The sequence below is a fragment of the Anaerobiospirillum succiniciproducens DSM 6400 genome, assembly GCF_000482845.1.
GTDB lineage: Bacteria > Pseudomonadota > Gammaproteobacteria > Enterobacterales > Succinivibrionaceae > Anaerobiospirillum > Anaerobiospirillum succiniciproducens.
Genome location: NZ_AXWV01000012.1, coordinates 84164 through 96433, shown reverse-complemented (window position 1 = coordinate 96433; position 12270 = coordinate 84164). Strand labels below are relative to the sequence as shown.

The window sequence follows — 12270 nt, the reverse complement described above, 5'->3', positions numbered from 1 at the left end:
ACTTAACAAGACCAGATAGGCCCTCTGAAAGAAGCTTGCCTACAGTTTTACGATTCGTTGTACGAGCTCGACCCTTCTTAATAACATTGCCATTTTCATCGAGTACGGCTGGTTCCCAGATAGACAGATAAGTTGTTAGATACGAATACTTTCCATTACGGGTTACTTTGATTGCAGGTAGGTCGAATGGTAGAGGTAGGAAGTCTTTCATGGGGTTATGTACTCGGTCAATAAATGGATAGGTGATTATATTATATATTGACCGATAAAACAAGGGATATTCAATGATTATATATATCAATATTGATCGTTATATGATCAAAGGAGTAGGTAGGCCATGCCAGGATAGGCGAGGATAGAATAGCCGAGTCTTGAGTAAGGCAGGTGTAGCTGTGGCGCTGTGCTGAGCTTGAGATCAAAGGGGAGATCACAAGATGAGCTGTTGTGCGTGTGCTTAAAGATGCAAACATTGGCTGCATAACAATCATCTAGGGCTTTGTGCTAACTCCTATCTTCACATGATAATAATTATCATTTGTAAAATTGGACGTTTAGTTTTCTTTGGGAAGTTTAGATCTTTGTGATTCCATGTTGTATCAATGAGGAGGTTTTGAGCCCTCATTAGTATCGGCATATGTTTTAATTTTAGGTTGCGATTTTTGATCTAATGTTAGCGGTGATCTTTTTACTGCTATGGTTCATTTGAGCAAGCTTAGCTAAGCACTGTTTTGATCCATGACTAGTGATCTTATATGACTTAGTTATACTAACGACGCGTTTAGCTAAGGCTGTGAGTTCTTTTAACCTATGCTCATGAATCATGACGATCTTTTAAGCCATGATCTTTATATCCACGATCTTAAATATGTCTTTTAGTAAAGGCAGCAAGATTCTAGTGGCTCAATTGGCTACGATCTTATCTTAAGTGTAGCAAAGTAGTTGTTGCGCTTGTAAGTTTGCTGTGGGCCCTTAGTGGTGAGCATATGGTTATGCCTAGCCATTAAATGCTGGTGATCTTAAAGGCAATTAATCTTTGCCATCGTAAGGAACGTTACTTTCTCTTAAGTTTTAGACGATTGCGCTTAGCTTAAGAGCGTTTTACACGAGTGGTGATCTTAACTTACAGACCTGCTATGGGCAGATGCAAAAATGCTTAGTCTGATCAGATCTCTTAGCGAGTCTCACTTCATTAAGATGTGCTCTTATGCGCCTTGTGAGGTAGTGTTTTGGTCACACGATCTTGGTCTTATTCAAAATTAACCTTATATGTGTGCAATCTTGATCTTATTGCAACATTTAGGGGATTTGATGGCAAGATCGCATAAAGTGACATTGTTCAATGTCACAATCTTGTGTGAATGATCCGAGATCACCCTTGCTAAAACGTTATAATCTGATGTGGTGTCTGCACCCCATTAAACTTAGTTTTTGCTTTACATGGTACATGTTAAGTGAATGCAACATAATCTTATGATCTTGTGTGCCTAAGTTATGCATTGCTTTTGTTGGTAATGTTTGCAGACCATGTATTTTGTTTCTGGGTAGTCAATCAGGTTTTTCAGGTGTGCTATGTCCGATTTTCGTGATAATGCAAGTCAAACCCCGACAATCGTAGATCGCAGTCGACTGTCTTCTAAAAAGAACGAAGAGTGGTATGACCAGGGCTTTGACCTGGGCGAAGATGCTAGTTCTAAAGAAGATCTCGCCGCCTACGGTATTAATCCTGATCTCCTGAAGTCTACTAGCGAGCAGCTCTCTGAGGCTAGCCGCAATCAAGAGCAATCAGACGCTGAAAAGCTGCGTGAAGGCTCTAGTGTTGAGCTTGATATGGATCCACTAGCTGATAAGACCAGCTTTGGTGGTTCTACTGTGCGCGTTAACCAAGGCCCACGTACTGGTCCAATCGTTATCGGTGGTCAAGGAAAGATCTATAGCGATAGTGAGATGGCTGCAGCTAAGGGATCAATGCCTGTTTATTCAGATAAGTATCTCGACGCACGTCAAGTTGGCACCCCATCTAGTGGCGCTGTGGGTACATCTTCACCAGAAGAATACGATAGCGAGTATGGCACTTTAGCTAGAGGCAATCGCTCTGTCATTACTGCCGCTGATGAGCGTTACATTCAGCAGCGCAAAGAAGAAGAGCTCGCTGCCCGTTCTTTATCTAATGCATCACGTACAGCTGTTGGTGGTGCTGAGTTAGTCAAACCTCGAGAGCTTTCTTCATCTCCTGCTCTGCGCAAGATGCAGTTACAGGAAATGCGTCGTCGTCAGCTCAAAGAACAGCAAGAGCGTTTCCAAAAGGCTCGTGCTGAGCGTGAGCGTCAAAAGCAGAACATCTTAAATCTGCAGCGTGAACAGCGTCAGCAAATTCTCAATACTCAAAATGATCTTACTGAGGCCACTTCCTCTGGCAGCGTGCGCACAACTAAGAGCACCATGCTGGCTAATCGTGTGTCTGGTAAGCAGATTCCTAAGGATAGACGCGATAGCATTTGGAATGATGCACGTATGGCTTTAGAGGCTATTGCACAAAAGCAAGGCAATGCATCTCCATACAAGCAGCAATCAAAGTTTTCATTTGTTCGCTCTCAGCAAGGCATTCCGGCTGGTGTAGCCGTGCGTGGCGGTCATTCTCGTACCGAGCTTAAAGGCGGATATATTCCTTTATTCGATCAGCCAAGCGGTTCACAGGCTCCTACTGTATCAGCTGAAGGATTTTCATCTACTGAGGCTTATAATAAGTTCCAGAGTACTATTAAAGCAGCACAAGAAGCTCCTAATGATGATATTGTACCTACCAAGGCACCACCAGGAGTTCCTGTGGATGAGTCAACAAGGTCACATGCATCGCGTATGAGTGAACAGAGAAGAAATCAGCGAGCTGGCGTAAAGACTAATCAAGAGAAGTCTATAGAAGAGTTAGCAAGAGAGTACCCAGGTTTATCTCCTGAGCATCTTATCAAGCTCAAGCGTTCTAATAACCGCTGTCACTTGGTATCACGTACTCCTATTTATGATTCAAGCTCCAACATTAGCATGTACGAGCTCAAGTTTACCGCCGGAAAACTATTCCAGGTAAACTCTCTTAAGAGTGAGCACGTTTACCACGTTTTATTCGGTTACTTTATCCGTCGTGGTGTGTCATGCTTCATTGGACGCCGCTCTAACGTATTGGTAATGATGCCAATTACCTACGACTTATTAGATTACTTAGATCGTTACTCTGTAAGCCGTATGGTATTACGTATTTGCCCAGAACAGCCAGTAACTCCATCTGCACTGCATATTCTGACCAAGTTACGTCGCTCAGGTATGAGCTTCGCTATTGATCTGATGCTGCTTTTAAAGAAGGATTGGAATAAGGCTGTATTAAGTATTGAGTACGTAATGATTGATCTGAGCGCCAAGGTGCCAGAGCAGTTACAGGTATTCCAGCGTCTGAAGGTTAAAGCTCCATGGCTTAAGACCATTGGCTATAACGACGTTAATACAGAGGGCTATGGTTACTTAAATCGTCATCAGATTGATTATCTTGATGCGCCTTTTGTAAACCCTCAATTCAAGTTTAATCAGGACCCAGCTCATTTCAAGCCAATGCAGGATGAGGTTTTAACCCTTATTCACGCACTGTTTGCGCTGAATCCTAATTACTCTCCATTCCAATCTTTCTTAAGCCGTCATGACGACTTAAGCCGTGATATGGCTGTATTCTTATACCGCTTCCGTCACGCCTCACCTCGTCAGGTACAAAATGCCTCGGACTTGTACAACTATCTGCTTGATTCAAGCGCTAGCCGTTCCTTTGCGATCTTGGCTGGTCGTGCCATCATGCTGCATTATGTCAAGTCAATGACCATCTCCTCACAGTACATTCTGCAGGAGAACTTCTCACAGGCACTGATTCGCGGCTACTTCATTGAGTACTTAAATAAAGTATTCAACGATCCTTATTTAAAGAGATACGGCTTTGCTGCCGGTATGTTCTCTTTATTACACCTGTTCTTACTGCAAGAAGAGGTGGACGTCATTTCAAATGACGAATACTCTGATATCTTCGATCGTATTTATGAAAGTGAGCTTCTCACTGACATTATCGAGTGTATCAACGCTATTGAGAGCACCAATCTTAGTGGAATTTTCTCCTTCATTCAGAAGTACAAGATTCCTCCTGCATCTGTGCTCATTAGCCACGAAAAGGCCATCATGCGTACTAATGAGGTCTTATTAGTGCTCAATATTGTTGCAGGACGCTAGGCTTTATTAAAAACGTTTCTAGACAAGCGTAGTTTAAGAGCCCAGTTTATTAAAAACATGGTTTCATGAAGTGAAACTTTGATTTAAAAAATTAAATGCTCTACAGTGAGTTTTATTAGGCCAACTGTTAAGTGGTTTTTTTAAAATCTAGTAGAGTGTGATGTAGTGCTAAGGACGTGAAAAGAAAGGAAACAAGCTTTTACGTCAGCTTTTGTTTGGCACTGCATTTGCAAATTGTAATTGTTATTGACGAGGTGTCATTTTCCCTCGTCATGCACAAACTAATTTAAGCATGCAAGGAAAGACGAATGACTCTGCTTTAGTGAGTATCTCTTCTTTTCATGCCGATGTTTCTACCATGATGATCTTTGTATTATCATGAAGAAATTGTGCTGTTTATAGATAGCTCTAGCTTTTGGTATGACGACCTAAAGTGATGCACTGTGAACAAGCTCAAAACAAAAATATGCTAGCTAACTTTAAAGAAAGCTTCATATTTAGTACCCTAGTTATGTCATGTAGTTCTCATTGGCGATAGATAAGAGTTTCTCTTATGCCAAAGATCATTTAGACTCTACATGTCACGAACTAGATAGAGTTTCGTGTTGCACTCAAAAGCATTAAGCTTAGTGTGTAGCCCTTGTATTTGTTTTGTACATCCGGAAAGAGCAGATGTCAGGTAATTCATCAGCAGTACCGCAGCGAGCCCCAGCACAGGGTGCACCTCGCAATCCAGCAGCACAGCCAGCTGCTGCGGCAGCTCGTGCCCAAGGCGCGAATGGTGCTGCACAGGCTCGTCCGGGCCAGGCACCGCAAAGACCAGCAGGCGCACCGCAAGGAGCACGTCCTGCTCAAGCTGGTGCACAAGCGCCACAATCTCCAGCAGACGCAGCAGCGCAAGCAGGTAACAATCCAAATGCCTGCCACCTCATTGCACGTACACCTGTATATGATGCTCACCGCGTTGTACAGATGTATCGTCTGCGTTTCTCATCAGGTAGCAAGTTCATTACTGATCGTGTGCTTCCTCAGCACGTTGCTCCGCTCCTGAACGATTTCTTTATTAACCGCTCTATTGTCAACTTCGTAGGCACTAAGGCTAAGGCTTTAGTTATGATGCCAGTAAACCCAGCCTTAATTGGTCTGGTCAAAAAAGGCGTTGCTTCACGTTTAGTACTGCAGATTCCTTCTTATCAGGAGCCTAGCGTACAAGTAGTTGACTTCATGTCCAAGATTAAGCGCTTTGGTATTCGCTTTGCCGTAGATTTAATGGATGTGATGCAGCGCGGTTGGCTTAAGGGCATCTTGCATATTGAATACGTCATGATCAATATGGGTAATCAAGGTGCTTGGCAGCTTGCAGTATTCCAAAAGCTTAAGGTTAAGGCTCCATGGCTTAAGATCATTGCTTATGGCACCAATGAAGCCACCTTGCTCAAGATGTCCACCAGCTACAGAGCTGATTTGGTTATCTCTCCAATGAGTAGTAGTACTATGACATTTAAGCAGTCGCCAGCACTGCTTGAGCCTTTCCAGGCTGATATCATGTCTTTAGTACACGAGCTCTTCCAACCAAAGATTAACTATCCAGTCTTTAAGAAGTATTTAGCAGAAAACCGTGCTATCTTAAAGATCGTTATCTATCACGTACACCGCTTCAAGAAAGTAGATTTACGTGTCTTAGGTAACCTTAGTGATATCTATCGTTACTTAACTGAGAACGATCCAATTCCTAACTACACTACCATCTTAGTGCACGGCTTATTAACTCACTACATCAAGTGCGTACAGAGTTCATCTATGCATGTTATTGATGAGTTATATCGTCGTCTGCTCATGCATGGTTACTTCACTGACTATGTAGTTAAGCGCTCTCCTAATGCTACAGCTGAAGACCGTCACTATGCATTCCAAACTGGTGTGTTCTTCTTGCTGCCAGAAATCTTATTAAAGACCTCTGAAGAGCTTTCTGCAGACCGCTATCTGTTTGCTATTACTCGTATGATTAACAACAAGCAGTCTTTGGTTTGCCGTACCATTCAGTGTCTTGAGGATATGGAAAGCAATAATCTTGAGGGTGTATTTGAATACGCTAAGGCCTATCAAGTTCCATCTGCTCGTTTATGGGCAGCTTATGAGGACGCTATCATTAAGGCCAATGAGTTCATGATCTCCCTGCAGATCACCTCAGGTAACCGCTAATCATTCTAAAGCATGCTCGACAAGAGCAGCTTAAGAGAAAAAAATGCCGAGCTTAGCTCGGCTTTTTTGTCTCTGTAGCATGCAAAAACTAATTTTGAACTGCTAACAGCAGTTTGCAATTTGTACCTGTACAAGCCGACTCATAATTTTGTACCTGCAAACAGCAGTCTGCAATTTGAATCTGCCGAGGCAGGTAGTAATTTAAGCTTGCTAAGACCTTTGCTCATTTATAGCTGCAGATAGCGCTCGGTAATTTTCTATTACCCAAACGAAAACAGGAGCATGCCCGTTAGAGCATGCTCCTGTTTTTAAAGCTTAAAGCTTTAATCTCTGTGCAAAAGTACGATTAAACGGTACCGAACATTGCAGAGATGGACTCCTCGTTGCTGATACGACGGATTGCCTCAGCAAGCATTGGAGATAAGGTTAAGTAACGAATCTTAGAGATTGCGCGAGTTGCATCAGTAGCTGGGATGGAGTCAGAAACTACTAACTCATCTAATGATGAACCAGCGATGTTCTCAAGAGCTTTACCTGATAATACTGGGTGGGTAGCGTAAGCCATTACGTGCAGAGCACCACGAGCCTTCAGAGCATCAGCACACTTGCATAAGGTGCCGCCGGTGTCGATGATGTCGTCAACGATGATACAGTCACGATCCTTAACGTCACCGATGAGGTGCATAACCTCAGATACGTTAGGCTGTGGACGACGCTTATCGATAATAGCAATGTCAGCGTTGTTTAAGAGCTTAGCAATAGCACGAGCACGTACCACGCCGCCCATATCTGGAGAAACAACTACTGGGTTGGTGAGGTTCTGCTCAAGCATATCGCTTACGAAGATCTCAGAGCTAAAGCAGTTGTCTACAGGAACGTCGAAGAAGCCCTGGATCTGCTCAGCGTGAAGATCAACGGTCAGAACGCGGTCTACACCAACAGAAGATAAGAAGTCAGCAACTACCTTAGCGGTAATTGGTACACGAGCAGAACGTAAACGACGATCCTGACGTGCATAGCCGAAGTATGGAACAACAGCGGTAATACGGCCTGCTGAAGCACGACGCATAGCATCGATCATGACAATCAGTTCCATTAAGTTGTCATTGGTCGGTGCACAGGTCGACTGAATAATGAAGATATCGCAGCCGCGAACATTTTCATTAATCTGAACCTGGACTTCACCGTCGCTGAAACGACCGACGGTTGCATTTCCTAAACGGGTGTAAAGTCGAGCGGCAATCTTTTTTGCTAGTTCCGGAGTAGCGTTACCAGCAAATAACTTCATATCAGCCATACAAGAGTCCTGAGAATAATATAGAACATTGAAGCAAATTACTTTGCCTCTTTGAGTCGGCGCTATCTTACCACTAAAACAGCAAACTTTACGCAAAGAAATTTAAATCACTCACGCATAAACAAGCCAAGTTTACTCAAATTGAGTTTAAGATGCTGTTAAAACCATATTTGACAGCGATAACAAAACTTCGTGATACAAATTAACTTGTATTACGAGATAGTTGAGTCTAAAACCAAATGAGTAACTTACGCTTAGTTACTATGCTAAAGCTAGCCGCCCATGGATAGGAGTGTAACTAAGCTCTTTAGGATTGTCCGTGATCTTTTGTATAGGCTAAGTGCGTTAAGCTTTTAGCGCTGATCTTGTAATGACCACGTACAGGAGTGATAAGGTTATACGATCTGTTTGCTATTACTTAGCAGATGCAAGTGCTGTGATGACGTGTGAGACGTTTACTGAGCGGGCGATAAAGGCATCGTATTCAAAGTCAGCTTTGAAGTCTGATAATGCCTCTTGAGCCTGCTGCTCACTGTCAAATGAGACGAAGCAAGAAGCTCCAGTTCCTGACATCGCAGCAACTCCATATTTTACCAATCTGTCTAAAGTGTGTCCAATTTCACAGTAATTATTTCTGACAATTGGTATGAGGTCATTGCCAAATTCATTTGCCATAAGCTCGTCAAAACTGCGTACAGGCGAGTAATGCTGTTTAAGTTCTTCGTTAGTGAAGATCTCTTTGGTTGAGATATGGCAGCGTGGTGTGATGACTAAATAGAATTTTTCGGGAACCGTTACTGCGTTGAGCACCTCACCACGACCTTCAACAAAGGCACTGTGGCCAGCAACAAAGAATGGCACATCTGATCCTAGCTGAGCACCAATATCACAGAGCTTGTTATTGTCAAAGCCAAGATTAGCTAAGTGATTGAGGACTAATAAGGTAGTAGCAGCATTTGAAGAGCCGCCTCCAAGTCCACCGCCCATCGGTAAACGCTTGTCAACATCAACAGTTGCACTAAAGTTCTTGCCACTGACAGTGGTGAGCTTTTTCCAGGCTTTATAAATGAGGTTATCCTCAACTGCAAAGCCCATGTCGTTTAGTAGCTTAAACTCACCTTTGCCATCGTCCTTAACATCAAAGCGCATGGTATCGCCATGATCTAAGATACAAAACAGAGATTGGAGATCGTGAAAACCGTCAGCACGCTTTGCAGTTACATATAAAAACAGATTGAGCTTGCACGGAGAGAGCACTTGAAACATACACACCTCTGGATCTTAACGATACTCAATCTTTTGCACATTGCGTGGAGTGATCATCATGTGCAGATTGTTACCAATTACTTCAATTTCACTTGGTAAGGCCACCTTCTCTACAGTCATGTAATTGCGGTAGTTGATGATAAAGCCTGGTACCTGTGACTGCATTAAAATGCCTTCAGGGGTAAATTGGCTGTACTCGTTAGGCGCAATGCCGATAAGGAGGCTATGAAATTCTTTAAGTGGCAGATTAAGCTCAGTAGCTGTGGCAAATAAAGTCTCAGCATCAGGAGAGCTAATAGTACGTCCTGCTGCAGTTAACATGGCGCTTGATGGAGTAACTTTTAATAAGGCTAGCTCATTGCCCAAGGTAGAGCTTAAGCGCAAGGTGTAGTTAGAAGAGTCCTGACCTGAGTATTGGAAGGTGGCAGAGAACTTTTGTGCTGGAGATGAGAACTTAACTCGGCCAGATAAGCTTATGTCTTTGATGTTCTTAAGCTTAGTTTGCATATCCTGCCAGAAAGAAGCATCAGTAATCATGGCACCACTTTCAACGCTCTGACAAGCGCTTAATACTATAGGTGTTGCGCCAATAATTGCGGCTATAGCTAGGCTCTTAAAGGTGCGCTTAAGTTTTCTGACGGACATTACTCCCTCCTGTATGCATCAAACATCAATATGCAGATTATAGATGAGTAGCCTTAGCCTAGCATGAGAGATTACGTCGTAAGGTGAAAAAAAAGACACTATAGATCTAGTGCATAGTAGAGATAAACAAGAGTTAGCGCACAGGGACTAGATGATGAGGGGAATATGGGCATGCCCTAACTCTAGGATAGGGCATGCATAAGCTACTTTGCCATGCACTACGCTTACTGCTAGCGCCACTTACATACGCTCTAAGCTTACTGCTAGCGCCACTTACATACGCTCTACGCTTGGGCAGCTTACAGCTTAGGCTTGTACATGGACAAAAGCTCGATTAGTTGCTAGTGGCGTTGTCGCTAAGTGCGATCTTGGCGTTCTTAACGATCTCGTAGACCTCAATCATGGCACGGTGCTGCTCAAAGCCTGACATCTGAAGATCAGATGCCTTAAGACCATTAAAGCGCTTTTCGTGCTTGATGTGGGCGCGAACGTTCTCATAGACATCCTTGCCATAGATAAGAGCAAAGGCATTGTCGTAATCGGCCTCTTTGAGATCCTTTTTAGTTAAGCAAGTAAGGACTTTAATTAGGCACTGATAGAAGCGTAAACGCTTGAGATCAAAGACGTTGCGGTTGAACAGTACAGTCCACTTAGCAAAGTCTAAAGCCTGCTCGTAATCTTCAGCCTCAAGAGCAATTAAGCACTTAAGCTCACCAAAGCGCAAGGTCTCCCATGGGCTGCCCTTATCAGGCAGGATACCTAAGGTCTTGGCTACAGGGGCATCGTCATCAATACCTTCATTTTCTAGCTCATCTAAGTAGTCTGAGTAAGTATCAGCATCCTCGTTAGACTCTGGCAGAGATAAGATTGCCTCTTGGAAGATGATGTTGGCATTGGTATTGGTGTAGATGAGATCATCAAATGGATAGATCTCAGACATTCCAGGGACAATGATGCGATAAACCGGAATGCCTAAGTTTTGATAAGTGCGTACATAAATATCAAAACCGAGCTTATCAATAATGTAGCGCAGAGCCTTGTACTGATCGTGAGAGCTGCCATTAAAGTCCCAAGCAACAAAACGATACATTGGCTGCTTGTTAAACATCTTCATTGGCAGCAGGCCAGTAGAGTCAACAAAGTGGCTCTCGATGTTAACAACAGAAGCGGTCTCTTCGAGATCAAAGCTTGGCTCATCAAAGCCATCTAAGTCACTAAAGGTGCGTCCTTGCATCAGCTCAGTTAAGGTACGATCTAAAGCGACTTCAAAGATTGGGTGAGAACCAAAGGATGCTACGCAGGTGCCATTAGACTGATTGAACAGTACTACACACACTACAGGGTACTTGCCGCCTAAAGATGCGTCATAACAGATAACTTTGATTTCATCACTTTGCAGCGCCTTTAAGGTGGCGTGTGACTTAGGGTACTTCTCTAAGACCTTCTCAGGAACCTCAGGCAAAGTTAAACCTTCGCGAATGATCTTGCCCTTTACATAGCGCTCTAAGATCTCAGATAAACCTTGTACTAAAGCCTCATACTCAGTGTTACCTGCTGACATGCCATTAGATGCGTAGAGGTTATCTAAGAGGTTTACTGGGAAGTAAACGATCTCACCATTACGTGCATTAGTAAATGGAATAGAGCAGACACCACGCTCAAAAGAGCAGCTTTGTATATCAACAAGGTTCTCTAAAGTAAGCTCGCCTTGATTGCCATAGAGTTCACGCAGCTTGACGTTGAGGATGTCATTAGAAATTGGAGTGCCATCTTCATCCTCATTAATCTCAGTCCACTTCTCATCAGGGAAGTGAACAAACTTATCCTCAGCGTTGTCACCGCCTAAGAAGAAGTCTGCAAAGCTCATATGAGTAGCAAGACGCTCAAAGATCTCACCGTAAGCAGAGCATAAGGCTGCGTCCTTGCTTGAACCTTTGCCATTGGAGTAAATGGCTGGACACTTAGCTAAAGAAAGGTGAACTGACCACAGGTCAGGCAGTGGGTTTAACCATGTGTCTTCAATCATTTCAAGCTTGAGCTGTGCTGCTATTTGCTTAAAACGACTGAGAGAATCTTCTAAAGATGCATCTTTGCCTGCAATTGTTGTCATAAGAACCCTGAAGAGTATGAAACGATAAGGCACCTTACCTAAGTGACTGACTAAACAGAACTAACAGTGTTATGTGTAGGTGCAAATAAAGAAATCTTTGAATAAGTAAGCGCAGTTGTCGATAGCTTTAGCAATGAGGCTTTGTAAAACCAGAGAAGATAGGTAGCTAACTATTTGCCAATGCCAAAAACATTTTTCAATGAAAAAGTTTGTAAGACCAAGGGGCAGCAAAAACAGTTAATACCAAAGCGTAGATAGTAACAACTTGTCTAGAAATCTACTTGTGTTTAGGTGCCTAGAGAGCCGATAAATAAGCCCAAAATACCTTGTCAAAGACATGCTAAAACTAGCTTTTGCCTTACTCAAAACGACCTAAGATCATAGCATATTAGCCCTGTATTTTTGTTAAAAACAGCAAACAAATGCTGTTTTGCCATCAGCTATAAGTTTTATTTGGTAGCTATCTAACTAAGCCTTGATATCAACACCTCCA

7 protein-coding genes are annotated in these 12270 nt (G+C 43.0%); 2 read left to right on the top strand and 5 right to left on the bottom strand.

The window, feature by feature from the left end:
* The coding region (locus H524_RS17230; protein ID WP_027938915.1) for a hypothetical protein at positions 1 to 211 on the bottom strand (211 nt) is incomplete at its 3' end.
* Between the two features lie 1358 nt (positions 212 to 1569).
* Between H524_RS17230 and H524_RS0101195 the strand changes: the two genes are divergently transcribed.
* Both H524_RS0101195 and H524_RS0101190 read left to right on the top strand, forming a co-directional pair.
* Complete coding sequence (locus H524_RS0101195; protein ID WP_027938914.1) at positions 1570 to 4257, top strand: hypothetical protein; 2688 nt, start codon at positions 1570 to 1572, stop codon at positions 4255 to 4257.
* Positions 4258 to 4929: 672 nt separating this feature from the next.
* The gene (locus H524_RS0101190; RefSeq protein WP_027938913.1) at positions 4930 to 6459 is read left to right on the top strand and encodes a hypothetical protein; all 1530 of its coding nucleotides are present in this window, start codon (positions 4930 to 4932) and stop codon (positions 6457 to 6459) included.
* Positions 6460 to 6805: 346 nt separating this feature from the next.
* Here the strand turns inward: H524_RS0101190 and H524_RS0101185 are convergent, their stop codons facing one another.
* From H524_RS0101185 to ycaO, 4 genes are all read right to left on the bottom strand, one after another.
* On the bottom strand, positions 6806 to 7756 hold the full coding sequence (locus H524_RS0101185; protein ID WP_027938912.1) for a ribose-phosphate pyrophosphokinase: 951 nt from the start codon (positions 7754 to 7756) through the stop codon (positions 6806 to 6808).
* Between the two features lie 414 nt (positions 7757 to 8170).
* Entirely contained in the window at positions 8171 to 9022 is an 852-nt protein-coding gene (gene ispE / locus H524_RS0101180; RefSeq protein ID WP_027938911.1) for a 4-(cytidine 5'-diphospho)-2-C-methyl-D-erythritol kinase, read from the bottom strand.
* Between the two features lie 15 nt (positions 9023 to 9037).
* The gene (lolB, locus tag H524_RS0101175; RefSeq protein ID WP_027938910.1) at positions 9038 to 9667 is read right to left on the bottom strand and encodes a lipoprotein insertase outer membrane protein LolB; all 630 of its coding nucleotides are present in this window, start codon (positions 9665 to 9667) and stop codon (positions 9038 to 9040) included.
* A 334-nt stretch (positions 9668 to 10001) separates the two neighbouring features.
* Positions 10002 to 11777 carry a 30S ribosomal protein S12 methylthiotransferase accessory factor YcaO gene (gene ycaO, locus H524_RS0101170; protein ID WP_044121187.1) on the bottom strand — a complete coding sequence of 592 codons (1776 nt, stop codon included), beginning with the start codon at positions 11775 to 11777 and terminating at the stop codon, positions 10002 to 10004.
* Positions 11778 to 12270: the final 493 nt, after the last annotated feature.

What these genes read in the sequence shown, in the direction of transcription:
- ispE (WP_027938911.1), bottom strand. Translation starts at nt 9,022, where the DNA reads ATGTTTCAAGTGCTCTCTCCGTGCAAGCTCAATCTGTTTTTATATGTA.
- ycaO (WP_044121187.1), bottom strand. Translation starts at nt 11,777, where the DNA reads ATGACAACAATTGCAGGCAAAGATGCATCTTTAGAAGATTCTCTCAGT.
- H524_RS0101185 (WP_027938912.1), bottom strand. Translation starts at nt 7,756, where the DNA reads ATGGCTGATATGAAGTTATTTGCTGGTAACGCTACTCCGGAACTAGCA.
- H524_RS0101190 (WP_027938913.1), top strand. Translation starts at nt 4,930, where the DNA reads ATGTCAGGTAATTCATCAGCAGTACCGCAGCGAGCCCCAGCACAGGGT.
- lolB (WP_027938910.1), bottom strand. Translation starts at nt 9,667, where the DNA reads ATGTCCGTCAGAAAACTTAAGCGCACCTTTAAGAGCCTAGCTATAGCC.
- H524_RS0101195 (WP_027938914.1), top strand. Translation starts at nt 1,570, where the DNA reads ATGTCCGATTTTCGTGATAATGCAAGTCAAACCCCGACAATCGTAGAT.